Source organism: Pantoea phytobeneficialis (assembly GCF_009728735.1).
GTDB classification, from domain to species: domain Bacteria; phylum Pseudomonadota; class Gammaproteobacteria; order Enterobacterales; family Enterobacteriaceae; genus Pantoea; species Pantoea phytobeneficialis.
In genome coordinates, this window is record NZ_CP024636.1 from 2,705,355 (window position 1) to 2,728,367 (window position 23,013).

The following is a 23,013-nucleotide window of genomic DNA, read 5'->3' on the forward strand; positions in this document are numbered from 1 at the left end:
TTATGATTGTACAGGGAAAAATGATATCCCCGACCCTGGTATGCGTGGTGTGTGAAAAATCTGGCACAAAATATGCTCAGAAGAAAAAGACATTTCACCAACACCAGGGAAACACCATAATGAAAAAAACCGCTTGGCTCATCGCCGCACTTTTATCTGTTGGATCGCTGGCACAGGCGCAAGCCGATACGCTGGCCGATATCAAAAGCAGCGGCAAAATCACCGTCGGTATCGACCCGACATTTCCTCCGTATGAGTACACCGACGACAGCGGCGCGATCACTGGCTACAGCGTGGCGATCATGCAATCCTTCGCCAAAGATCTCGGCGTGAAACTGGAGTTTCAGAAAACCGCCTTCAGCGGCATTTTGCCGGGCCTGATTTCCGGCTCGTTTAACGCCGAAGGTTCCTCCCTCAACGTCACCGCCGAACGGGCGAAAAAAGTGCTGTTCACCGTGCCTTACAGCAAAACCGTCAACGGTGTGCTGGTGCGCGAAGATGAAGCCAAAACCTTTAGCGGCAAAACCCTCAGCCCGGAAAGTCTGTCCGGCCTGCGCGGTGCCGTGAAAAGCGCCAGCGTGCCAGAACAATTGTTGAAAGGCTTTAACGACGAACTGAAAAAAGCCGGTAAGAAACCGATCACCATCATCAGCGTCGATTCGCTGGATCAAACCGTCAGCACCCTGATGACCAAACGCGCGGATTTCGTCTACGACGATATCTCCGTGCTGGCGCCGGTGGTGAAGAAGTACCCGAGCAAAGTGGCGCAGGTCGGAGAAGTCGGTCCGTCACAATGGATGGGTTGGGCAACGCGTAAAGAAGACGGCAGCCTGAACAAAGCCCTGAGCGACCACATTCTGGCGATGCAGAAAGATGGCGAGCTGACCAGGCTGCAACAGCAGTATCTCGGCACCACCTTTACCGTTCCGGCCAGCGATTTCATTCCCCAGGAGTAATTATGTGTCAGTCAACCCTGACGGTCCCGGCGGGCCACGGCAAAACCTTCCGTGTGCGCAAAGGGCAGTTTATTACCGTCATTGATAGCGAAGGGCAGCAGGCCGCGGATTTTGTCGCGGTCAATGCCGACGACCTGAACGAAAAGCTGTCGCCGGTCCATACCCGTCAGCATCTGCGTTCGCTGTTTTTCAAACCGGGTGATGCGTTGTGGTCGAGCGAGAACCGTCCCCTGTTGCGCATCGTTGCCGACACCATCGGCATTCACGATGCCAACGTGCCGGCCTGCGATCGCACCCGCTTCAGCGTGGATTTCGGCGTCGAAGGTCATCGCAACTGCGTGGATAATCTGCTGGAAGGCATGAAGGCCTATGGCGTGACCTATTTCAGCCTGCCGGAGCCGTTCAACCTGTTCCAGAACGGTCCGGTCACTGCCGATGGCCGTATGGAGGTGACTGACCCCCACAGCAAAGCGGGCGACAGCATCACCTTTGAAGCACTGTGCGACCTGATTTGCTCCGTCTCTTCCTGCCCGCAGGACATCATTCCGGGCAATGGTTTACAGGTGACGCCCATCGATATTCGCGTCAGCGATCACTACCACGCCGAGGAGAAGTCGCATGCTGTTAATGCGTGAGAGTTATGAAGAAACCGCGGTGCGCACCCTCGCAGCACCGATTGAGGTCACCGCGGGAGGTGTAGCATCGATTCGTGTGCTGCGTGGTCAACTGCTGCGTATCACCGCGCTGGGCGAAGGGGCGGTCGCGTCGTTGTTCGGTTTTAGCCTGCAAGACCCGGCGGTGTGGCTGTCGGTGCATCATACCCGCGTATTCAGCAACAGCTACCTGTTGGGTTCCGGGATGCGCCTGGTCAACAACCGTCGTCGTCCGATGATGGTGTTGGGCAAAGATAGCGTCAAACGTCACGACCTGCTGCTGCCCGGTTCCACTACGGCGTTTCTGGCAGAGCGAGGCTACGGCGGCGAAGGCTGTATCGAAGCGGTCAGCGGCGAACTGGCTCGTCTGGGCATGACGGTGCCGAAACTGCCGGACCCGATCAACCTGTTTATGCATGTCAAACTGACGCGTGAAGGCGACATCCTGCCGGAACAAAACCTTACCCAGCCAGGTGACAGCATTACCTGTCGCGTGGTGATGGACACGCGTTTCATCGTTTCCGCCTGCAATACCGGCATCGAGGGGAATGACAAGCCCGCACCGCTGCGGTTGTCAGTGGCGGAAAACCTGACGGATTTTAACGCGGAGTAAGCAATGGGGCTGGATCAACAGGTAATAGCCGCGCTGCCGGAACTGGGGCACGGTCTGCTGATGACGCTGGTGCTGACGGTACTGGCGTCAATGGTGAGCGTAGTGATGGGGCAGCTTGGCTGTTTCCTGCAACTGCGCCGTGCCTGGATCTGGCGCTTTATTGGCCGTCTCTACGTGAGCATGATGCGTGGCACCCCGGCCATTGTTCAGCTGTTTGTGGTGTTTTTTACTCTACCGCGCCTGGGGCTGGGTGGTCAGCCGATGCTTGCAGCTGTGGTGGCGATTGGTCTGAACAGTGGTGCGTACGTGGCGGAAATTCTGCGCGTTAACCGCAGTCTGGTGACGCGCGGTCAGTTGGAGGCCGCCCGGACGTTGGGGTTAAGCCGCGCGCTGACCTGGTGGTATGTCATCAATCCCCAGGTCATGCGCGCCAGCCTGCCAATGCTGGTGAATGAATTCACCATTTTGCTGAAAACCACTCCACTGGCCTCGGTGGTGGCGCTGACGGAGTTGACCTATGCCGGTCAGATCGTTATCGCCCGCACTTATGATGCGACTCAGGTGTTGTTGCTGGTGGCAGCGGGGTATCTGTTAATTGCCTTGCCGCTGATTAGCGCGGCACGGCGGCTGGAAGCGAAACGGAGGCTGGCATAATGGATTGGCAGGCGATTGCGACCTCATTGCCGTCGTTAGGTGACGGCCTGATTGCCACCCTGCAACTGTGTGCGGTGGCGGCCCTCTGTTCCTTACTGTGGGGCGGATTGATGGCGTGGATGCTGATGCGCGCCTCGCCGTTCTGGCTAAAAATTCTCAACCTCTACAGCGGGTTAACCCTGGCGCTGCCCTTGCTGGTGGTGATCTATCTGCTCTATTTCGTGCTGCCGGAGTATGACATCACCCTCTCTTCACCGGTAGTTGGGGTGCTGGCGTTAACGCTCTATTACGCGCCTTACATCGCGCAGGTCATCCGCGCCGCGATTGCCGCGCTGCCGCAAGGCCAGTGGGAGGCGTGCCGCGTACTCGGTCTTAGCCGCAGCGAGCAACTGCGTGATGTGGTACTGCCGCAGACGCTGCCGCAAATGTTATCGCCGCTGGTCGGGTTAACCATTGGTTTGATTAAAGACTCTGCGCTCTTATCGATTGTTTCGGTGCAGGAGTTTATGTACGCCGCCAAACAGGCGATTTCTGATACCTACGCGCCGCTGGAGATCTACCTGACGGTAGCACTCTGCTACTGGCTGCTGAACAGCTTGATTGACTGGCTGGCGCGTTGTCTTGAATCCCGCATGACGCGCTATCGTCGCGGCTTGCAGCATTAATCTGGAGAACAACATGTCAGCTGAATTTCAGCAACGCGCTATCGTCACTATCCCGGCGCGCTACGGTAAAGCCGTTCGTCTCAACAAGGGCGAAGCGGTACAGGTGATCAACCTGCACGGCACCCAGGTGGTGGATTGCTGGGCTTATAACGCGGAAGACGTGAGCGAGTATATGTGTATGGAGGCGACGCGTGTCTGGAACCAGCGCCTCAACCCAAAGGTGGGCGATAGCTTTATCACCAGCCAGCGCCACCCGATTCTGACGCTGGTGGCTGACACCTCGCCAGGCGTGCACGACACCTTTATGGCTGCCTGTGATGCCCGCCGTTATGAACTGCTGGGCTGCACCGAACCACACCGCAACTGTCACGATAACCTGCATGAAGGGCTGGCAGAGCTGGGGGTGACACTGCCGCACGGCAATCTGGCGTCGTTCAATATCTTTATGAATATTCAGGTACAACCTGATGGCATCACCCTGAAGACGCTACCGGTGGTGACCAAACCGGGCGATTACATTGTGCTGCGCGCCGAAATGGATTGTTTTGTGGCGTTCTCGGCCTGCCCGCAGGATATCGTCAGTATTCAGGGGCAGGGCGATAACACGCCGCGCGACGCGGAGTTGCGCATTCTGACCAGCGGTTTCCCGCAGGTGAAATTACAGGGGCCGTGGGTGCCCTGACCCTCACCCTAACCCTCTCCCGCCAGCGGGAGAGGGGACTGCATTGTGCACGGTTTACTATATTGCACATCTCCCTCTCCCTCATGGGAGAGGGACGGGGTGAGGGTAACAGGCCGCACTTCACGACTTTACGACTTCATCACCCCATCCAGCCACTTCTGGAAGCGTCCATAAGGCACGTACAGCGCCACATCCTTATACAACGTCTTCCCACTGTGGTTGTCGTTAATCCGGCTACTGTAGCCCACGATAACCCCGGCCAGGGTATTGTCGCTGGCGTTGTACACCGCACCGCCAGACATGCCTTTCACCACGCCAGCATTGGCGGCAACCACCACGCAACTGGCTTTATTCCAGTCATTTACCAGCGTGGTATTGATCAGATTCTGCCCGTTGGACGCCACCGGCAGCGCGGTAATAAAGCTGTAGCCGTAGAGATTGACGTCGTCGCCAATCCGGCCATTGCGAAAATGCGGAGGCAAATTCGCCTCATCATTTTTGTGATATACCACGGCGAGATCGCATTCCGGGTGCCATGCCTTCACCCGATACAATGAATATTTCGCCACATGGGCAGCCGTCAGGCTGTACTCAGGGGTGAGCGGGATAACGCTGCCCAGCGAACCGACACCCAGCACTGTCGGGATACCGGTGAAGGTCATATCGACCCGTTTTTCTGCTTCTTTACTGTACTCGTAGTGTCCGACAGAACAGCCACTCAGGCAGCCGATCGTTAAGGCCATGAGCCATCGCATACGCTCCCCCCTTTGAAGAATGACGAGACATTACCAGGCAATCCATTGGGGTATCGGCAACGCGTAAATTTCCTTTAAGGAGTGGATCGCCGTCAAAATGAGAGGGTGATCACAACCAGTGTTCAAGAATAGCGTGAAAAATCAGCTTCGTGAGAGAAATGGGAAAAGGCCTAATTGCAAAAGGTCCATTAACAGATGTGAACAATTGTTGCGGTGGCGGCAAAATATCCTTGCTGCAACCGGGGTGTATGCCCGAAGGTGGCTATGCTTTAATACTCAATGTGACGCAGTTCAAAAATTTATAAGCGTCCGCTGTAACCATTCCACGTTCGTGGGGTGGCCCGCCTGCAAAATTATCGTTATTGGGAGAGTGTGTTATGCCTGTTGCATTACTGGCGCTGGCGCTGAGTGCGTTCGCCATCGGCACCACGGAATTTGTCATCATGGGATTGCTACCGGAAGTGGCGGGCGATCTCCAGGTGTCGATTCCCTCTGCGGGATGGCTGATCAGTGGCTATGCGCTGGGTGTCGCCATTGGCGCGCCAATTATGGCGCTGCTGACCGCCAAACTGCCGCGTAAACGGACTCTGGTACTGCTGATGAGCATCTTTATCATCGGCAACGTATTGTGTGCGCTGGCCTACAGTTACGATCTGCTGATGATGGCGCGTATCGTCACCGCGCTGTGCCACGGTGCATTTTTTGGTATCGGTTCAGTGGTGGCGGCCAGCCTGGTTGCGCCGAGTCGTCAGGCATCGGCTGTCGCCCTGATGTTCACCGGCCTGACGCTGGCAAACGTACTGGGCGTACCGTTAGGCACCTGGTTTGGTCAGATGTTTGGTTGGCGCGCCACCTTCTGGGGCGTGGCGATTATCGGTATCCTTGCGTTTGCCGCGTTAATTGTCAGCCTGCCAACCAATAAAGAAGAGAAGCCGGTGCATCTGGCAAGTGAAGTCAGTGCGCTGGCGAATGGCAAGCTGTGGTTGTCGCTGCTGATGACGGTGTGCTTTGCCGCTGCCATGTTCGCGTTGTTCAGCTACATTGCGCCGCTGCTGTTGCAGGTCACCGGCATCAGCGATCGTGGCGTGAGCTGGACTTTGTTCCTGATTGGCGCGGGCCTGACGGTCGGTAACATCCTCGGCGGCAAGCTGGCCGACTGGAAAGTCTCTTTCAGCCTGGTCCTCAGCTTCTCACTGATTGCGCTGTTTTCACTGCTGTTTAGCTGGACCAGCCATGCGCTGTGGCTGGCCGAGATTACGCTGTTCCTGTGGGCGATGGCGACCTTCGCCACCGTACCGGGTCTGCAAATTAACGTGGTACGTCATGGCAAAGATGCCCCCAACCTGGTGTCGACGCTGAACATCTCCGCGTTTAACGTTGGCAATGCGCTCGGTGCCTGGGTTGGCGGTGCGGTGATCGACAAAGGCTACGGCCTGACGGCAGTGCCGGTCGCGGCAGCGGCGCTGGCGGCGATTGGTCTGATTGTTTGCCTGATCACCTTCCGTAAATCCGGCGGGCAGGGCGAGGCGGTGCGCGCTTAAACCAGACGCTCGGCAATGCGCTGGGGGAACGCCGCGACCTGTTGTTGCAAATGGTCGCAGAAGTGGTCCACCAGCGCAGAAGCCGGGCGATGCTGCGGCCGTACCAGGCTGATGGTGAATGGCACCGCAATGCTGAAGCGTCGCATCACCACTCCGCTGTCGGCGTAATCCAGCGCCGTCAGCGGGTTAACAATCGAAACCCCCACGCCCGCGCGTACCATCGCGCACACCGATGCGGCGCTATGCGTCTCCAGCACCAACCGCCGTTCAACCCCCTGCTCATGAAACAACGAATCCAGTAACTGACGATAACTATCGCTACGCGACAGGCTGACATAGTTCTCGCCCTGGAAATCTTGCGGCGTCAGCACCGCGCGCTGACACAGTGGATGCTGCGGCGGCAGTACGCATACCTCATCGCAGGTCAGCAGTGCAACGCGTTCGGTGCCAGCCGGAGCGTGCTGGGTTTCCGTCAGGCCCAGATCGTAACGCTGCGCCGACAGCCACTCCTCCAGCAACGGTGACTCCTGCGGGATGATGTTCATACTGACCTGAGGATAGCGTTGCAAAAACGGTTGGCACAGTGGCGGCAGCAGCGACTGGGAAAACACCGGCAGACAGGCGATGGAGAGTTCGCCCTGACGGAACTGACGCAGGCCGTCGGCGGCATCCATGATGCGATCCAGCCCGTACCACGAGCGTTGCACCTCTTCAAACAGACGCAATCCCTGCACCGTGGGTTGTAACCGACCACGCACACGTTCAAACAGTTTCAGGCCAAGCTGCTGTTCCAGCCGCGCCAGCTCTCGGCTGACGGTAGGCTGCGAGGTATGCAGCAGCGTGGCCGCCTGTGTCAGGTTGCCGCTGGTCATCACCGCATGGAAAATTTCGATATGTCGCCAGTTAATCTTTGCCATCACGCCCTCCGTTCAGTCCATATCATATTTGCATAGCTGATGCTAAAACAGATATTTTTCTGCATGGTATGGCTGTGGCTAAATAACGTTAACGTCACAGGAGAATTGCTATGCCACGTCCACTGAATAACACCGAAACCGCGTTGACCGCCGCCAATTTGCTGCCGCTGGCGCAGCACTACAGCGGCCCGTTCTGGGCCTATGATGCCAGCGTCATTCAGCAGCGCATTGCCCAGTTGAACCAGTTCGACGTGGTGCGTTTCGCCCAAAAGGCGTGTTCAAATATTCATATTCTGCGCCTGATGCGCGCGGCAGGAGTGAAGGTTGACTCCGTCTCGCTGGGCGAAATCGAGCGTGCGCTGGCGGCGGGTTATCAGCCGGGCGGCGAAGATATCGTGTTCACCGCCGATGTGCTGGACCAGCCCACGCTGGCGCGCATCGCCGAACTGAAAGTTCCGGTTAACGCCGGTTCAGTGGATATGCTGCATCAACTCGGTGCCGTGTCGACAGGCCATGCGATATGGCTGCGTATCAACCCTGGCTTTGGCCACGGCCACAGCCAGAAAACCAACACCGGCGGTGAGAACAGCAAACACGGCATCTGGCACAGCGACCTGCCACAGGCACTGGAGGCGATTCAGCAGCACGGTCTGCGCCTCGTCGGCCTGCATATGCATATCGGTTCCGGTGTCGATTACGGCCATCTGCAACAGGTATGTGATGCGATGGTGGATCAGGTGGTGAGCTTTGGTCAGGACCTGGAGGCGATCTCTGCCGGTGGCGGTTTGTCGATCCCTTACCGTGTGGGTGAAGAGGCGATTGATACCGATCACTACTATGGCCTGTGGAACGGCGCGCGCGAACGTATCGCGGCGCACCTTGGTCATCCGGTGAAACTGGAAATTGAACCGGGTCGTTTCCTGGTGGCGGAGTCCGGCGTATTGGTGTCTCAGGTTCGTGCGGTGAAAGAGATGGGCAGCCGCCACTTTGTGCTGGTGGATGCCGGATTCAGCGATCTGATGCGTCCGGCGATGTACGGTAGCTATCACCATATTTCCTTGCTGCCTGCCGATGGCCGTACGGTGAATGACAGCCAGAAAGTGGAGAGCGTGATTGCCGGTCCACTGTGCGAGTCGGGTGATGTGTTTACCCAGCTCGAAGGTGGCAAAGTGGAAACCCGCGCGCTGCCTGCGGTGCAGATCGGTGATTATCTGGTGTTCCATGACACCGGGGCCTATGGTGCGTCGATGTCATCGAACTACAACAGCCGCCCGCTGATCCCGGAAGTTCTGTTTGAAAACGGCACCGCGCGTGAGATCCGCCGTGCGCAGACTATCCAGGAGTTGCTGGCGCTGGAGCTGTAAGTCCCGCCCCTTCCGTAGCGGCGCGATCGATCGCGCCGCTACGGACTAAGCAGTTCTTTGCGCAATAAGACTAATTCCCCCGCCAAATCCCGGCACAGCATCGCGGTCATCAGATGGTCCTGCGCATGCACCAGAATCAACGTCACCGGCACTTTGCCGCAGCCTTCATCCGCCCCAATCAGCGCGGTCTGGATCTTATGCGCCGCTTTCGCAGCCTCATCTGACGCGGCCAGCGCGGCATCGGCACCTTCCCAGTCCCCTTTGCGCGCCTGCTGGATCGCCATCATCGCCTGCGATCGTGCTTCACCGGCATTTATCAGCAACTCCATCATCGTTTGTTCAAAATCCATCCTCGCCTCGCTTATTGGTATGCCAAATTCATATTTTTGATGCTACCGGAATACCAAAAATAAGTTCCGCGAGCAAGATCACAGAAAGAAAACACAATGATCGCCATTTTGGTATGCCACAGCACGGAAGCTGATGCACAACACAGGAATGCTCCATTCAAAACGCTGAGGGTTGAACCAATGTCTCTACAGGACCGTCTTATCGATTCTCTGGGTAGCTTTGCCACGCGTTTCAATAGCTACCGCTATATCATGGCGATCAAAGCCTCGTTTATTACGCTGATGCCGGTGATCATCGTCGGCGCGTTTTCGGTATTGATCTCCAACATGGTGTTGGATGCGAAGAACGGCCTCGCCAGTTTCCAGGCGCTGGCGTTTCTCGCCGATCTGAAACCGATCACCAGCAGCATCAACTACGCCACGCTGAGTTTTCTTAACATTGGCGCGGTGTTCCTGATTGGTATCGAGCTGGGGCGTATCAACGGCATCAAAACGCTGTTCCCCGGCTTGCTGGCAATTATCTGCTTCGTCTCAGTTACCCCAACCACCTTGCAGATGCTGGTGGATGGTCAGATGCATCTGGTCACCGATGTGCTGGCGAAACAGTTCTCCGACACCAAAAGCCTGTTCCTCGGCATGTTTATCGCCATCCTGTCGGTGGAGATTTATTGCCGCCTGGAAAATGTGGAACGGCTGAAAATCAAAATGCCGGATACCGTGCCACCCAATGTCTCGGCCTCTTTCTCCGCGCTCATCCCGTCGATCATCACCGTCACGCTGGTTGCTACCTTTGGCTTTATCTTCCATCAGGTTACCGGCATGTACCTGTACGACGCGGTCTACAAGGTGGTGCAGCAGCCACTGGAGTCGGTGGTGCAGAGCCTGTGGGGCATTCTGTTGCTGATGTTTGTCGCGCAACTGTTTTGGGTGATTGGCATCCACGGCAACCAGATGATTAAGCCGATTCGCGAACCGCTGTTGCTGGGGGCGATTTTGGTCAATATGAACGCCTTCGAGCAGGGCAAAGAGGTGCCAAATATCATCACCATGCCGTTCTGGGATGTGTATATGAGCATCGGCGGTTCTGGCTTAACCATTGGTTTACTGACCGCCGTGATGCTGGCGACCAAACGCAAAGAGATGCGCGAAATTGCCAAGCTGTCGCTCGGGCCGGGGCTGTTCAACATCAACGAACCGGTGATCTTTGGTATGCCGATTATGCTCAACCCGATCCTTGCCATTCCCTTCATCATCACCCCGCTGGTAACCGGTTCGATTGGTTATTTCGCCACGGTGATGGGCTTTGCCGGAAAAGCGGTGGTGATGGTGCCCTGGACCACCCCGCCGATCATCAACGCCTGGCTCTCCACCGCCGGTTCAATGGGCGCGGTGGTGACGCAAATCATCTGTATCTGCGTGTCCGTATTGATTTACCTGCCGTTTGTGAAGGTGGCGGCGCGTCGTGCCGAGGCGGCAGAAGCGAAAAATCTGCAACCGGAACTGGCGCAAAACTAAGGAGCAAGCATGAGTACTTACAACATCCCACTGCCGGACGGCTTTATTTTGGGTGCGGCAGCATCGGCGTGGCAAACCGAGGGTTGGAGCGGCAAGAAGCCGGGGCAGGATTCGTATCTGGATGCCTGGTATACCAACGATCGTCATGTCTGGCATAACGGTTACGGTCCGGCGGTGGCGACGGATTTTATCAACCGTTTCCGCGAAGATGTCGCGCTGATGAAAGCGGCAGGTTTGACGCACTATCGTACTTCGATCAACTGGTCACGCTTTCTCACCGATTATGAAAACGCGGTGGTGGATGAGGAATACGCGGCCTATTACGACCAACTGATTGATGAAATGCAGCGCAACGGTATTGAACCGATGTTGTGCCTTGAACATTACGAACTCCCGGCACAGTTGCTGGAGCAGTACGGCGGCTGGCAGTCAAAGCATGTGGTGGAGCTGTTTATCCGCTATGCAGCGCAGGTTTTTGCCCGCTATGCCGGAAAAGTGACGCGCTGGTTTGTCTTCAACGAACCGATTGTGGTGCAGACCCGTGTCTATCTGGATGCGTTGCGCTGGCCGTATGAGCAGAACACCCACAAATGGATGCAGTGGAATCACCATAAAAATCTCGCGACAGCGAAAGTGGTACAACTGTTCCGCCAACAGGGCTATGCCGGGACGGTAGGCACCATCCTCAACCCGGAAGTCACTTATCCGCGCTCGTCGGCGGCGCATGATGTTAAAGCGGCGAAGATCTATGACCTGTTCTACAACCGGGTGTTTCTCGACCCGGCGATCAAAGGGGAGTATCCCGTCGAGCTGGTGCAGTTGCTGGAAAAGCACCAGGTGCAATGGGAGGTAACGTCCGAGGAACTGGCGATTATCGCGGCCAACACCGTCGATGAGGTCGGGTTAAATCTCTACTATCCGCACCGGGTAAAAGCCCCGTCGCGCGCCTGGCATCCGGAAACGCCATTCCATCCCGCTTATTACTACGAACATTTCGAGCTACCAGGCCGCCGCATGAATACCTCGCGGGGTTGGGAAATTCAGCCGTGCATCATCTATGACATGGCGCAACGCATGAAGGAGGAGTACGGCAACCTGCCGTGGTTTGTAGCGGAAAGTGGTATGGGTATTGAAAACGAAGCCCGTTTTAAAGATGCGCAGGGGGAAATTCAGGACGACTACCGTATCGCCTTTATTGCCGAGCATCTGTATCAGGCGGTGCGCGCCAGGGAGGCGGGCAGCAATTGTCAGGGTTATATGCTGTGGGCCTTCACCGATAACGTCTCGCCAATGAATGCGTTTAAAAATCGCTACGGATTAATTGAAATTGACCTGGATAACCAACGCCAGCGGCGAATGAAAAAGTCGGCGCACTGGTTTCGTCAGCTGCGCGACAACCAACAGCTGACGGTCAACATTGATGATGAAATGAAATAAGGACGCGAAGATGAAACGAATCGTACTGGCCTGCGCTGCGGGTATGTCAACCTCGATGGTGGTGACCCGCATGGAAAAAGAGGCAGCGGCACGCGGTCTTGAGTATCAAATCTATGCCATCCCGGAGCAAAACCTGCGGGAAGAGTTACAAAACTACGGCAACGAGGTGGCGGTGGTGCTGCTCGGCCCACAGGTGCGCTTCAAGCTGGAGGAGAACAAAAAGCTCACCGACAGCTATCAGCTGCCGATTGCGGTGATCGACACCGTTGCTTACGGTACGCTGAATGGTGCAAAGGTACTCGATCAGGCGCTGGCTTTGGTACACTAGCGGCCAGATTGCAGACAGGCTGCAGCCTGCCAGGGAGGCGGCTGCAACCTTGCGCGCCATGATGCAAAAAGGTGAAAGCGTGGAAAAAGCCGAAGCGCCACAAGAGAAAAAGCAGTATCAGGAAATTGGTCAGCATCTGCGCCAGCAAATCATTGATGGGCATTACCCGGTTGGCTCACGTCTGCCGCCGGAGCGTCAGTTGGCCGAGACCTGGGGCGTCAGCCGTACCATCGTGCGTGAAGCCTTATTGATGCTGGAGCTGGAAGGAACGGTGGATATCCGTCAAAGCTCTGGCGTGTATGTGATGCGCATACCTTCCGACAGCGATGACGCGGAAGAGGCGTTTTTCCGCAGCGATGTTGGCCCGTTTGAGATGTTGCAGGCACGTCAGTTGCTGGAAAGCAACATTGCCGCGTTTGCCGCCAAAATGGCGACCAAAGCCGACATTGAAAACCTGCGCCGCACCCTTGAGCAAGAGCAGCGGGCTATTGCGCTTAATGACAGCAGCCAGGACAACGATAAGTTATTCCATCTGCTGCTGGCCGGGGCGACACAAAACCAGATGCTGCTGGACACCGTGACCAGCGTCTGGCGACATCATGAGGCCAGCCCGCTGTGGCAGCAGTTGCGCCCGCAGTTCGAAACCCGCGCTTATCGTCTGAAGTGGCTGGGCGATCATCAAACGATCCTTGCTGCGTTACGCCGCCGGGATGTGATGGGTTCGTGGCAGGCGATGTGGCAGCACCTGGAAAATGTGAAAAATACCCTGCTGGAGTTGTCCGATGCCGATGCGCCGGATTTTGACGGCTATTTGTTTGAATCGGTGCCGATCTTTCAGGGAAAATTGATGTAATGCAGATCCTGCCATTGAATGAAGTGCCGCAATTTGCCGAACAGATAACCGACTGGTTGTGGCAGGCGTTTGGTGCCGGGACCACGCGCGAGTTCTACGCCAGCATTGTGCAGAGCAGCCTGAACGGCGCTGATTTTCCTGTCACTTTTGTCGCGCTTGATGCGGGGCGGGCGGTTGGCACCGTGGGTTTCTGGCGTTGTGATTTGATCAGCCGCCAGGATCTCTATCCGTGGCTGGCGGCGTTGTATATCGATGAAAATGCCCGCGGGCAGGGTGTCAGCCAGGCGCTGCAACAACATGTTATCCACTACGCCCGGCAGCGTGGCTATAACCGGCTGTGGCTATGGTCAACCTTCGCCGGTTATTACGAGCGTTTCGGCTGGCAGTTTGCGGGCGAGGCGCTGGAGTATCCGCACACACGGGTACGTCTGTACCAGAAAAAACTGTCGTAGCGGCGCGATTTATCGCGCAATTCGGTGCACGGTGTAGGAAAAATCCGCGCGATAAATCGCGCCGCTACGGGAGGGGGTTAAGCGCGATTTAGGCGGAACGCCCCCACCAGCCGTGAGACATGCTCCGCCTGTTCCTGCAACGACTGTGACGCCGCCGACGCCTGCTCCACCAGTGCGGCGTTCTGCTGCGTCACATCATCCATTTGATCAATCGCCCGATGCACCTGGCTGATCCCCTGGCTTTGCTCTGCTGCCGCGGTAGAGATTTCACTGACCAGGCTGTTGACCTTTGATATCACCTCGTTGACGGATTGGATGCTATCGCCCACCTGCGCTGCCTGCTGGGCACCGGACTCAATCAAATTGGTTGAGGCTTCAATCAGCGTTTTAATTTCGCGCGCGGCAGTGGTGGAACGATGTGAGAGATTCCGCACTTCCCCGGCCACCACGGCAAACCCTTTACCGTGCTCCCCGGCGCGTGCGGCTTCTACTGCGGCGTTCAGCGCCAGGATATTGGTTTGAAACGCAATACCCTCAATCAGCCCGGTAATGTCTTTCACTTTCAGGGCGCTCAGATGAATGTCATTCATAGTGCTGAGCATGGTATTCAGCGACTCGGTACTTTGCTGCGACAGGCTGCTGGCGTTATCCGCCAGTTGGGTAGCATCGCGAGTGTGATCGGCGGTCTGACGTACCGTTTCGCTCAGCTCGGTCATGCTGGACGCGGTCTGCTCCAGCGAGGCCGCCTGTTGTTCGGTGCGGGCAGAGAGGTCTTCATTACCGGCAGCAATTTGCGTTGAGGCGCTGCTCACTGAGCTGGCGGCGCTGTTCACCGCCGTCAGGGCCTGCGAAATATGGCGCATCAGCTTGTTAAAGGAACCCGCCATTTTGCTCACTTCATCATTGCGGCTCTCATCCGCTTCGAGCGTGAGATCGAGATGTTGCATGGCCTGCGCCATGATGGAGGAGATGTTATTCAGGCTGCGACGGATTTGCTTAATGGTCAGCAAAGCAAACACCACAATCATCAACACCGCCACGGTGATACCCGCCACCGTCGCCCAACTGACAAAATGGAAAATGGTGCGGTTGGTGGTACGGAGTTGATCTCCCATCGCCATATTCAGCGTCATCTGTTGGCGATAACCGGCAATCAGCTTTTGCAGTGTGCCGCCGACACCGTTAGCATTTGCCAGCACGTTCGGTTGATTAGCTTTTACCGCGTCGAGAAACGCGGGCAGACGCTGGCTCATCAGGTTAAGGGTGTCTGTCGCCTGTTGCGCCAGTTGGGCGTCTTTATCATCGGCGATATGGTTGTTCTGGTAAGCCTGCTGTTGGTCGCGAATGCCGGCGATCTGTTGCGTCAGCTGTGATTCAAGCGAATCTGTCGGGCTGTTTTGATATTGATACAAACTGAGCCACAGTTGTTGGCTACGGTCAGTGAGGTCACTCAGCAGTTTGATTGAGGGAATGGCGCGGCTTTGTACATTCTCGAAGCGATCCTGAAACCCGCTGATAAAGCTGATAGCCAGCGTCCCCTGCGCGATGATAACCGCGGTGATAAAACCCAGAGCCAGAAGTAAACGTCTGGAAATGCTCATCTTTCCTCCTTAAATTTCTATCGATCCTTGCTGGCAAGGCCAGAAAAGTCCGGCACAGGTATCGGCAGAAACGTTAAGAAGATGAGGGATATTTAACAGTCGTATTCCAATTTTGTGATGAATGCCCAGGGCGATTTTCATCGCCCTTACGGGTCACGATAAAATTTAACCCGGCCCGCTAACGGAATGGCGACGTACCAGCGTCGGACTGAACATATTGGTCACTTCCGGCATCGGCAAATCGTTTGCCAGTGCTAACGCCAGTTGGGCGGCTTGCTGCGCCATGGTCACAATCGGGTAACGTACCGTGGTCAGACGCGGGCGCACGTAGCGTGATACCAGCACATCGTCGAAACCAATCAGCGACATCTCTTCCGGCACGCGGATACCGTTATCGCTCAACACCGCCAGCGCGCCAGCGGCCATAGAATCGTTGTAACAGGCCACTGCGGTGAACTGCTTGCCGCGACCGAGGAGTTCGGTCATCGCCTGTTCGCCGCCTACTTCATCCGGTTCGCCCCAGGCAACCAGACGATCATTACTCGGCAGACCATGTTCTTTCAGCGCATCGTAATAACCCTGGAGGCGGTCTTCGGCGTCAGAAATGGTGTGGGTGGAACAGATGAAAGCAATCTGGGTATGGCCCTGTTGGATCAAATGGCGTGTCGCCAGCCAGGCACCGTAGCGGTCATCCAGCGCAATGCAGCGTGACTCAAACCCTTTCAGTAACCGATTCAGCAACACCATACCGGGGACTTGCTTCATCAGTTGCTCCAGATCATCGTCCGGGATCTTCTTGGCGTGCACCACCAGCGCCGCGCAGCGATGGCGCATCAGTTGCTCAATCGCCTGACGCTCTTTTTGTTCGTTATGGTAACCGTTACCAATCAGCAAAAAGTTGCCGGTCTGGCCCGCCACTTCATCAACGGCTTTAACCATCGCGCCAAAGAACGGGTCGGAAACATCACCGACTACCAGGCCGAGTGTTTCGGTGGATTGCTGTGCCAGCGCGCGTGCGTTGGCGTTTGGGTGGTATTGCAACTGCTCCATTGCCTGAGTCACGGCGAGGCGTGAACTCTCGCTGGCCTTGGGGGAATTATTAATCACGCGGGATACGGTCGCGACCGAGACCCCAGCCATTCTGGCGACATCCTTAATGGTAGCCATGCGTTAGCCTGCTTCCGGGAAAACGTTTACACATGCCTCCAGTGTTACGGAAATCCCCCAGCGTCGCAACCCGGCAGAATGCCAGCGCTGTCGCAAAAGTGCGGAAAATCAGACGCTCGCGGCAGGCTTTAGCCCGGCGCAGCCCCTATGTTATGCTGGCGGAACGAATCACACCTGCCTGCCGGACCCTAATCATGAAAACACGCGTGCCACATCTGGCGCACTGGGGCGCTTTTACCGCGGTGACGGAAAATGGCCGTCTCACCGGTTGCGAACCGTTCTTCGCCGATGCCGATCCTTCACCGATGCTGAATACCATCCCTGAGCTGGTTTATTCGGACAAACGTATTCGCCAGCCGATGGTGCGTCGTTCGTGGCTAAAATCCCGTGAGAACAGCGATCGCACGCTGCGTGGTCGCGAAGATTTTGTCGCAGTGGACTGGGACACCGCGCTGGATCTGGTGGCGGAGGAAAATCGCCGGGTGCGCGACCGTTACGGTGCATCAGGCATTTTTAACGGTTCCTATGGCTGGTCCTCAGCCGGACGCGTAAACCACGCACGCACGCTGATCCGTCGCTTCTATTTTCAGGGCGGCGGCGGGGTTGACCAGCAGGGCAACTACAGTTGGGGGGCGGCGCAGTTCTTTTTACCTTATGTGATTGGCACTTACATGCCGCTGACCGGCCGAGTCACCGACTGGCCGGATGTGGTGGAACATGCCGAGATCTTTATCGCCTTTGGTGGCCTGGCGCTGAAAAATGCTCAGGTAGCGTCCGGTGGCGCGGGGCAGCACAGCCTGAAACCGGCGCTGGAGCAACTGACCGCCAAGGGCACGCCGATCATTAACATCAGCCCGATGCGTGATGACTGCCCGGCGTTCGTCAATGCCGAGTGGATTCCAATTCGTCCCAATACCGATGTGGCATTGATGCTGGCGCTGGGCTTCGAAATTACCCGGCGTCAGGCGGTGGATGAGGCGTTTCTCGCCAGCCACTGCACCGGTTGGCCGCAGCTACGCGCCTATCTGCTGGGCGAGAATGATGGTATTGCCAAAACGCCGGAATGGGCCAGCCAGATCACCGGTATCCCAGCCGCGCGCATTGCGTTACTGGCGCAACAACTGATTGGCAAACGCAGCTTTATCACCTGTTCTTATTCGGTACAGCGCGCCCATCGCGGTGAACAGCCCTACTGGATGATGATTGCGCTGTCGTCGATGCTGGGTCAGCCCGGTTTGCCTGGCGGCGGTTTCTCCTTTGGTCATGGTTCGATGAACAGCGTCGGCAACCCGCGTCAGGAAGGCCCGGCTCCGCTGATGAGTACCGGACCCAATCCGTCTGGTCTGTCGATTCCGGTGGCGCGCATCAGTGATATGTTGCTCAACCCCGGCCAGCCCTACAGCTTCCAGGGCGAGACGTTGCATTACCCGGATATCCATCTGGTGCATTGGGCGGGTGGCAACCCGTTCCATCATCATCAGCAACTGAATCGTCTGGTCGAAGGCTGGCAGCGCCCGGATACCGTGGTGGTGCAGGATATCGTCTGGACGCCAGCGGCGCAGATGGCGGATATCGTGCTACCTGCCACTACCACGCTGGAACGCAACGATATTGGCGGCTCCTCGCGTGATCGCTTTGTGCTGGCGATGCATCAGGCGATTAAACCGCAGCATCAGGCGCGCCATGACTTTGATATCTTTGCCGATTTAGCCGATCGTCTTGGTTATCGCGAGGTGTTCACCGAAGGGCGCAATGAGATGCAATGGATTGAGCATCTCTATCAGCAGTGCGCAGTGGCGCATGCGCGCAAAGGGATCCACTTCCCGGAGTTTGGTGAGTTCTGGCAGCGTGGTTTTGTCGAAATCCCGCAGGGAGGCGCGCCTTACGTGTTTATGGATGCGTTTCGTGCCAACCCGGTGGCGAATCCGATTCAGACCGCCAGCGGCAAAATTGAACTGTTTTGCCAGACCATCGCGGATTACCAACTGGAGGATTTCGCCGGTCACCCGGAATGGCGTGAGCCGCAGGAGTGGCTGGGGGCAAGACTGAGCGAGCAGTTCCCGCTGCATATGATCTCGATTCAACCCTCCGATCGCCTGCACAGCCAGCTCGACGCTACCGCGACAGTGCAGGCCAACAAAACCGCCGGGCGTGAAACCCTGTATATGCATCCGCAGGATGCGGCGGCGCGTGCAATTAACGATGGCGACGAGATTGAAGTCAGCAACGCGCGTGGCCGCATGTTGGCAGGCGTGCGTGTAACCGATGGCCTGACACCGGGCGTGGTGATTATCTCGACCGGGGCCTGGTTTGACCCCGGCTTTGGCCGCGCCTGGCAGCCGTGGGACCGCGCCGGTAACCCGAATGTATTGACGCTGGATATTGGCACTTCGTCGTTAACCCAGGGGCCAAACGCCATGAGTTGCCTGGTGGAAATCAAAAAACATGAGGTTTGCACAATCCAGTAAGAATCTCATCGCTGGTTACATTTTGCGGGTAACTGTTGCGTTTGAGAGATGGCATCCCGTCTCTGCGCCTTGCTACAGTCAGGGTCCCAGAGGTATTGATGGGTGAACATCAAAAAGTTTTCTTGATTACACCGACCTGCGCAGATGCGCAGGTTTTTTTTGCCCGCACATTTCGCTAACGAACTGAAACACAGTTTTCCTGTTATCCCGCCTCGCGTTTCTTTATAACTGCTGCGTATAGCCTGTTTATCTATTCCGCCGCGGTAATATCATGCCCCGAATAAAAAAATTTCTGGGAAAAGACCAGATTCAAGCTCCATTTAATCCCTTTCGTTTTCGCCTGATCTGTCTGGGTGTGCTCTCCTGTCTGGGCCTGTTGCTGGCACGCGTCGGCGATTTGCAGCTGATTAACCACCCGATGCTGGAACACGAAGCGGATCAGCGTTCACTGCGTACCGTGACGTTGCCGACTAACCGTGGCACCTTACTCGACCGCGATGGTGAAGCGCTGGCACTGAGCGTGCCATCGCGCGACATCATCGCTGACCCGATGCGGGTGCTGGAGAGTAACCCGGACTTTACCAGCGCCAAATGGGCCTACCTGGCGAATGCGCTGAATATGCGCCCGGACCAACTGGCGCAGCAGATTGTGGCCAACCCGAAAAAACGCTTCCTCTATCTCGGGCGAAAAATTGAACTGAGTATCGCCAAAGATATTGCCGCGCTGCGCCTGAAAGGCATCAGCTCGGTGTATGACGACAGTCGTTTCTACCCGATGAGTGAAGCCGCAGCACCGTTGATTGGTATCGTTGGCGCGGATAACAACGGTCTGAACGGCCTGGAAAAAGGCTTTGATCGCCTGTTACATGGCGAAGAGGGTAAAGAGGTTTATCGCCAGGATAAAAATGGCGACATCATCTCGATGATTGATTACCAACCACCGCAGCAGCCGCCGACGGTGCAACTGAGTATCGACAAATTTGACCAGTACACGCTGTTTAGCAAGTTGCGCGATGGCGTGTTGCTCAACAAGGCCGATTCCGGTGCTGCGGTGTTGGTGAAAATCGATACCGGGGAAATTCTGGCGATGGCCTCCTATCCGTCGTTCAACCCCAACAACTATGACGATGCTACCCCGGCGCAGATGCGTAACTCGGCGATTAACGACAGTTACGAACCCGGTTCCACCGTGAAGCCGTTGGTGGTGCTGGAAGGTCTGGAGCGTCATCTGGTGCGCCCTGACTCGGTGATTGATACCTCGCCTTATTCGGTCAACGGCCATCTGATCCGCGACGTCGGCCACTGGCCGCGTCTGACCATGACCGGGATTTTGCAGAAATCGAGTGATATCGGTGTTTCCCATATCGCGCTGGCGATGCCTGCGGAAGCGCTGGTCAATACCTATCAGGCCTTTGGCCTCGGTAAACCTACCGGGCTGGGGCTGACCGGTGAAAGTGTCGGTTACTTCCCGCTGCATCGTGAACGTTGGGCGGATATTGAACGCGCCACCTTTGCCTTCGGCTACGGCCTGCGCGTTACGCCACTGCAAATTGCGCGTGAATACGCCACTCTCGGCTCCTATGGCATCTACCGACCGTTATCAATAACCAAGGTGACGCCGCCAGTGTTGGGCACCCAGGTGGCCGATGCACAAATGGTACAAACCGTGGTGCATATGCTGGAGAGCGACGTCCTGCCGGGCGGCACCGGGGTGAAAGCGGCGGTGCCGGGCTATCGCCTGGCGACCAAAACCGGTACCGCAGAGAAAATGGGTAGCAGCGGCAAGTACGATGGCGGTTACGTCAACTACACCGCCGGCATTGCGCCTGCCAGCCATCCTGAAGTAGCGCTGGTGGTGATGATCAACCATCCAACCGCCGGGGATCACTTTGGTGGTTCGGTAGCCGCACCGGTATTCGGCAACATTATGGGGCCGGTGCTGAAGCATATGAACATTGCGCCGGATGCGATCTACAGTAAACCGACACCAGATAAATCTTAATGAAATCAGGATGTAAACGAGATTGCGGAGTTTTCACACCTCGTTGCATTTCCCAGAATTCGGTTGCGTTTTCCGGCTGTCGTCATCACACCGATGATGCGAGGATGAAAGTCCCAGAGGTATTGATTGGTGTGAAGAATGGCAGCCGATGCTGCTCACCCTGTTCAGTTGCACCGACCCACGCAGATGCGTGGGTTTTTTTTATCTGCGATACCAGGCCAAACTGCTTGTTATCGTCCTGCTTAATCGTTCACACCTCTTATCTATCTCTTAACGTTCCGCCGCCAACAAAAAAATATCTCGTCGTGTAACGTATTACCTAACGCACCGCGATGTCGCATTCCATCAAGGTCCGCCAGCCCCTTACTGTGTTGGTAGCGCAGGTAAGGGGCGTATTTATTGCCTTTGTTGAGTCGACAACCCTATGCCAAAACTCAAAGACAGAACGCCGAAAGGCGAGGGCCGCTCAGCGGCTTTTCAGCTGCGTATTCATCCCGAATTGCATAATCAGCTACGCGAACTGACCGATGACGACAATGTCACCTTGTCCTGTTGGTTAAAGGATCTGGCACGACGTGAATTACGTCGTCGTGGCATTGAGCCGAAAGGGTAATTAGCGCGATAAATCGCGCCGCTACATCAGGGGACAAAGTTTAGCAGTGGCGCTAAAAGTCGACGATCCCGTAGCGGCGCGATTTATCGCGCGATAACTTCTATGCATACCCGAAAACCCGCGAAAAGCTAAAAAACACAGCGATTTATCGCACGAAAGGTTTACCATTTTCGTTTCGAAAATATGTTTTACGCAACCTTAACAGCTGCGCCATTGCCTCCTGCCTACAATGACTTTCCTTGAGAGTAATCATTCTCATTACTTTCCCCAATCTTGTTGAGAAAAACTATGCGCCTGAAACTTCTTTCTGCCAGCGTGGTGTTTTTACTGGCAGCCTGTGATCAGGGTGGAGCGACACCCGCCGCGTCTGCGACACCGCAAGTCGGCGTTGTTACTCTGAAAACCGAACCCGTAACGCTGGTCACGCAATTGCCTGGCCGTACCAATGCGGTTCGTACCGCTCAGGTGCGCCCGCAGGTCAGTGGTGTGATCCAAAAAATCCTCTTCACCGAAGGTGGGGAAGTCAAAGAGGGGCAGCCGTTGTATCAGATTGATCCGGCGACCTATAAAGCGTCTTATGACAAAGCGATGGCGACCTGGCAAAACGACGCGATGGTTGCGAAACGCTATCAGCCGCTGGCTGCCGCCCATGCCATCAGCCAGCAGACCTACGATGACGCGGTAGCTGCGGAGCGTGAAGCTAAAGCTGATGTGGAAACCGCCAAGGTCAACCTCGACTACACCCTGGTAAAAGCGCCGATCTCCGGGCATATCAGCCGTTCGCTCTACACTGCCGGTGCGCTGGTGACTAGCGGGCAGACGGACTACCTTGCCACCATTACGCAGCTCAACCCGATCTATGTCGATGTGAATGAGTCCGCCACCGATCTGCTGCGTCTGCGCCGGGCACTGGCGGAAGGCAAAATTGCCAAAGTGGGTGACAACACCGCGGCGGTGGGGCTGACGCTGGAAGATGGCAGCAAATATAGCGAACAAGGCAAACTGGCCTTCTCGGAAGTCAACGTTGATACCGCCACCGGCACCGTGGTGCTGCGTGCCGTGTTCCCGAACCCCAGTAACGAATTGCTGCCAGGTATGTATGTTCATGCCAGCTTCCCGCAGGGTATCCAGCAACAGGGCATTTTGGTGCCGCAGGAATCCATCATGCATGACACCAAAGGGCAGCCTTATGTCTATGTGGTGAAAAGCGACAACACCATCGCACAGCGCAGCATCAGCACCGGTGAAATGATCCACGGCGAGTGGCTGGTTACCGGCGGTCTGCAAGAGGGGGAAAATGTGGTGGTGAACAACCTGCAAAGTGTTCGCAGCGGCGTTAAAGTGACCACCACCGCCGCCAATACCAATGACACGCCATCCGCTAATGCCGTCAGCCTCTCCATGACTGATGCTGCGGCACAATAAGG

Annotated in this window: 22 protein-coding genes; 17 read left to right on the forward strand and 5 right to left on the reverse strand. The window is 56.3% G+C overall.

The annotated features are described in order from the left end of the window. Positions 1 to 119: 119 nt before the first annotated feature. The 6 genes from CTZ24_RS12560 to CTZ24_RS12585 are packed head-to-tail and all read left to right on the forward strand — an operon-like array spanning position 120 to position 4,223. Positions 120 to 956, forward strand: coding sequence for a transporter substrate-binding domain-containing protein (locus tag CTZ24_RS12560; protein WP_208723686.1), 837 nt, complete (start codon positions 120 to 122; stop codon positions 954 to 956). 2 nt (positions 957 to 958) lie between these two features. Further along, on the forward strand, positions 959 to 1,591 hold the full coding sequence (locus tag CTZ24_RS12565; protein ID WP_021184609.1) for a DUF1989 domain-containing protein: 633 nt from the start codon (positions 959 to 961) through the stop codon (positions 1,589 to 1,591). Next, positions 1,575 to 2,222: an urea carboxylase-associated family protein gene (locus CTZ24_RS12570; protein WP_021184608.1), complete on the forward strand. Its 648-nt coding sequence runs from the start codon at positions 1,575 to 1,577 to the stop codon at positions 2,220 to 2,222. The genes CTZ24_RS12565 and CTZ24_RS12570 overlap by 17 nt, the downstream gene beginning before the upstream one ends. Positions 2,223 to 2,225: 3 nt before the next feature. Further along, positions 2,226 to 2,876, forward strand: coding sequence for an amino acid ABC transporter permease (locus CTZ24_RS12575; RefSeq protein ID WP_208723687.1), 651 nt, complete (start codon positions 2,226 to 2,228; stop codon positions 2,874 to 2,876). After that, positions 2,876 to 3,541, forward strand: a complete 666-nt coding sequence (locus tag CTZ24_RS12580; protein WP_208723688.1) for an amino acid ABC transporter permease — start codon at positions 2,876 to 2,878, stop codon at positions 3,539 to 3,541. The genes CTZ24_RS12575 and CTZ24_RS12580 overlap by 1 nt, the downstream gene beginning before the upstream one ends. A gap of 13 nt (positions 3,542 to 3,554) precedes the next feature. After that, complete coding sequence (locus CTZ24_RS12585) at positions 3,555 to 4,223, forward strand: DUF1989 domain-containing protein (protein WP_208723689.1); 669 nt, start codon at positions 3,555 to 3,557, stop codon at positions 4,221 to 4,223. Positions 4,224 to 4,351: 128 nt separating this feature from the next. Here CTZ24_RS12585 and CTZ24_RS12590 read toward each other — a convergent pair whose 3' ends face one another. Continuing rightward, a complete protein-coding gene (locus CTZ24_RS12590; RefSeq protein ID WP_036626568.1) occupies positions 4,352 to 4,978 on the reverse strand; it encodes a hypothetical protein in 627 nt (208 codons plus the stop codon). Between the two features lie 377 nt (positions 4,979 to 5,355). On the opposite strand from CTZ24_RS12590, the gene CTZ24_RS12595 reads away from it, so the two are divergent. Continuing rightward, the gene (locus CTZ24_RS12595; RefSeq protein ID WP_021184603.1) at positions 5,356 to 6,519 is read left to right on the forward strand and encodes an MFS transporter; all 1,164 of its coding nucleotides are present in this window, start codon (positions 5,356 to 5,358) and stop codon (positions 6,517 to 6,519) included. On the opposite strand, the gene CTZ24_RS12600 is transcribed toward CTZ24_RS12595, so the two are convergent. After that, positions 6,516 to 7,436 (reverse strand): LysR family transcriptional regulator, encoded by a 921-nt coding sequence (locus CTZ24_RS12600; RefSeq protein WP_208723690.1) that lies wholly within the window; start codon positions 7,434 to 7,436, stop codon positions 6,516 to 6,518. The genes CTZ24_RS12595 and CTZ24_RS12600 overlap by 4 nt on opposite strands. 110 nt (positions 7,437 to 7,546) lie before the next feature. Between CTZ24_RS12600 and lysA the strand changes: the two genes are divergently transcribed. Further along, positions 7,547 to 8,800 (forward strand): diaminopimelate decarboxylase, encoded by a 1,254-nt coding sequence (lysA, locus tag CTZ24_RS12605; protein ID WP_208723691.1) that lies wholly within the window; start codon positions 7,547 to 7,549, stop codon positions 8,798 to 8,800. A 38-nt stretch (positions 8,801 to 8,838) separates the two neighbouring features. Here lysA and CTZ24_RS12610 read toward each other — a convergent pair whose 3' ends face one another. Beyond that, a complete protein-coding gene (locus CTZ24_RS12610) occupies positions 8,839 to 9,150 on the reverse strand; it encodes a PTS lactose/cellobiose transporter subunit IIA (RefSeq protein ID WP_208723692.1) in 312 nt (103 codons plus the stop codon). Positions 9,151 to 9,330: 180 nt separating this feature from the next. Here CTZ24_RS12610 and CTZ24_RS12615 point away from each other — a divergent pair, with 180 nt between their 5' ends. The 5 genes from CTZ24_RS12615 (at position 9,331) to CTZ24_RS12635 (ending at position 13,735) form a co-directional block, all read left to right on the forward strand. After that, the gene (locus tag CTZ24_RS12615; protein ID WP_021184599.1) at positions 9,331 to 10,665 is read left to right on the forward strand and encodes a PTS sugar transporter subunit IIC; all 1,335 of its coding nucleotides are present in this window, start codon (positions 9,331 to 9,333) and stop codon (positions 10,663 to 10,665) included. Between the two features lie 9 nt (positions 10,666 to 10,674). Then, the gene (locus tag CTZ24_RS12620; protein ID WP_208723693.1) at positions 10,675 to 12,102 is read left to right on the forward strand and encodes a glycoside hydrolase family 1 protein; all 1,428 of its coding nucleotides are present in this window, start codon (positions 10,675 to 10,677) and stop codon (positions 12,100 to 12,102) included. A 10-nt stretch (positions 12,103 to 12,112) separates the two neighbouring features. After that, positions 12,113 to 12,430, forward strand: a complete 318-nt coding sequence (locus CTZ24_RS12625; protein WP_021184597.1) for a PTS sugar transporter subunit IIB — start codon at positions 12,113 to 12,115, stop codon at positions 12,428 to 12,430. A gap of 79 nt (positions 12,431 to 12,509) precedes the next feature. Beyond that, positions 12,510 to 13,283 carry an FCD domain-containing protein gene (locus CTZ24_RS12630; protein WP_208725551.1) on the forward strand — a complete coding sequence of 258 codons (774 nt, stop codon included), beginning with the start codon at positions 12,510 to 12,512 and terminating at the stop codon, positions 13,281 to 13,283. Further along, entirely contained in the window at positions 13,283 to 13,735 is a 453-nt protein-coding gene (locus CTZ24_RS12635) for a GNAT family N-acetyltransferase (RefSeq protein ID WP_208723694.1), read from the forward strand. Before CTZ24_RS12630 ends, CTZ24_RS12635 begins: the two co-directional genes overlap by 1 nt. A 77-nt stretch (positions 13,736 to 13,812) precedes the next feature. On the opposite strand, the gene CTZ24_RS12640 is transcribed toward CTZ24_RS12635, so the two are convergent. Continuing rightward, positions 13,813 to 15,336 (reverse strand): methyl-accepting chemotaxis protein, encoded by a 1,524-nt coding sequence (locus CTZ24_RS12640; RefSeq protein ID WP_021184594.1) that lies wholly within the window; start codon positions 15,334 to 15,336, stop codon positions 13,813 to 13,815. A 165-nt stretch (positions 15,337 to 15,501) separates the two neighbouring features. Next, entirely contained in the window at positions 15,502 to 16,503 is a 1,002-nt protein-coding gene (gene galR / locus CTZ24_RS12645; protein WP_036626566.1) for an HTH-type transcriptional regulator GalR, read from the reverse strand. Positions 16,504 to 16,697: 194 nt separating this feature from the next. Between galR and CTZ24_RS12650 the strand changes: the two genes are divergently transcribed. From CTZ24_RS12650 to CTZ24_RS12665, 4 genes are all read left to right on the forward strand, one after another. Further along, on the forward strand, positions 16,698 to 18,971 hold the full coding sequence (locus CTZ24_RS12650; protein ID WP_208723695.1) for a molybdopterin-dependent oxidoreductase: 2,274 nt from the start codon (positions 16,698 to 16,700) through the stop codon (positions 18,969 to 18,971). Positions 18,972 to 19,242: 271 nt separating this feature from the next. After that, entirely contained in the window at positions 19,243 to 20,973 is a 1,731-nt protein-coding gene (locus CTZ24_RS12655) for a penicillin-binding transpeptidase domain-containing protein (protein WP_208723696.1), read from the forward strand. A 424-nt stretch (positions 20,974 to 21,397) separates the two neighbouring features. Next, positions 21,398 to 21,586, forward strand: coding sequence for a hypothetical protein (locus CTZ24_RS12660; RefSeq protein WP_021184590.1), 189 nt, complete (start codon positions 21,398 to 21,400; stop codon positions 21,584 to 21,586). Between the two features lie 288 nt (positions 21,587 to 21,874). Then, positions 21,875 to 23,011 carry an efflux RND transporter periplasmic adaptor subunit gene (locus tag CTZ24_RS12665; RefSeq protein WP_208723697.1) on the forward strand — a complete coding sequence of 379 codons (1,137 nt, stop codon included), beginning with the start codon at positions 21,875 to 21,877 and terminating at the stop codon, positions 23,009 to 23,011. Positions 23,012 to 23,013 lie beyond the last annotated feature (2 nt).

Excerpts from the sequence above, each read along its gene's own strand:
- CTZ24_RS12575 (WP_208723687.1), top strand. The coding sequence starts at position 2,226 with ATGGGGCTGGATCAACAGGTAATAGCCGCGCTGCCGGAACTGGGGCAC.
- galR (WP_036626566.1), bottom strand. The coding sequence starts at position 16,503 with ATGGCTACCATTAAGGATGTCGCCAGAATGGCTGGGGTCTCGGTCGCG.
- CTZ24_RS12570 (WP_021184608.1), top strand. The coding sequence starts at position 1,575 with ATGCTGTTAATGCGTGAGAGTTATGAAGAAACCGCGGTGCGCACCCTC.
- CTZ24_RS12580 (WP_208723688.1), top strand. The coding sequence starts at position 2,876 with ATGGATTGGCAGGCGATTGCGACCTCATTGCCGTCGTTAGGTGACGGC.
- CTZ24_RS12565 (WP_021184609.1), top strand. The coding sequence starts at position 959 with ATGTGTCAGTCAACCCTGACGGTCCCGGCGGGCCACGGCAAAACCTTC.
- CTZ24_RS12585 (WP_208723689.1), top strand. The coding sequence starts at position 3,555 with ATGTCAGCTGAATTTCAGCAACGCGCTATCGTCACTATCCCGGCGCGC.
- CTZ24_RS12620 (WP_208723693.1), top strand. The coding sequence starts at position 10,675 with ATGAGTACTTACAACATCCCACTGCCGGACGGCTTTATTTTGGGTGCG.
- CTZ24_RS12625 (WP_021184597.1), top strand. The coding sequence starts at position 12,113 with ATGAAACGAATCGTACTGGCCTGCGCTGCGGGTATGTCAACCTCGATG.
- lysA (WP_208723691.1), top strand. The coding sequence starts at position 7,547 with ATGCCACGTCCACTGAATAACACCGAAACCGCGTTGACCGCCGCCAAT.
- CTZ24_RS12660 (WP_021184590.1), top strand. The coding sequence starts at position 21,398 with ATGCCAAAACTCAAAGACAGAACGCCGAAAGGCGAGGGCCGCTCAGCG.
- CTZ24_RS12655 (WP_208723696.1), top strand. The coding sequence starts at position 19,243 with ATGCCCCGAATAAAAAAATTTCTGGGAAAAGACCAGATTCAAGCTCCA.
- CTZ24_RS12600 (WP_208723690.1), bottom strand. The coding sequence starts at position 7,436 with ATGGCAAAGATTAACTGGCGACATATCGAAATTTTCCATGCGGTGATG.
- CTZ24_RS12610 (WP_208723692.1), bottom strand. The coding sequence starts at position 9,150 with ATGGATTTTGAACAAACGATGATGGAGTTGCTGATAAATGCCGGTGAA.
- CTZ24_RS12650 (WP_208723695.1), top strand. The coding sequence starts at position 16,698 with ATGAAAACACGCGTGCCACATCTGGCGCACTGGGGCGCTTTTACCGCG.
- CTZ24_RS12640 (WP_021184594.1), bottom strand. The coding sequence starts at position 15,336 with ATGAGCATTTCCAGACGTTTACTTCTGGCTCTGGGTTTTATCACCGCG.
- CTZ24_RS12635 (WP_208723694.1), top strand. The coding sequence starts at position 13,283 with ATGCAGATCCTGCCATTGAATGAAGTGCCGCAATTTGCCGAACAGATA.
- CTZ24_RS12560 (WP_208723686.1), top strand. The coding sequence starts at position 120 with ATGAAAAAAACCGCTTGGCTCATCGCCGCACTTTTATCTGTTGGATCG.
- CTZ24_RS12595 (WP_021184603.1), top strand. The coding sequence starts at position 5,356 with ATGCCTGTTGCATTACTGGCGCTGGCGCTGAGTGCGTTCGCCATCGGC.
- CTZ24_RS12590 (WP_036626568.1), bottom strand. The coding sequence starts at position 4,978 with ATGCGATGGCTCATGGCCTTAACGATCGGCTGCCTGAGTGGCTGTTCT.
- CTZ24_RS12615 (WP_021184599.1), top strand. The coding sequence starts at position 9,331 with ATGTCTCTACAGGACCGTCTTATCGATTCTCTGGGTAGCTTTGCCACG.
- CTZ24_RS12665 (WP_208723697.1), top strand. The coding sequence starts at position 21,875 with ATGCGCCTGAAACTTCTTTCTGCCAGCGTGGTGTTTTTACTGGCAGCC.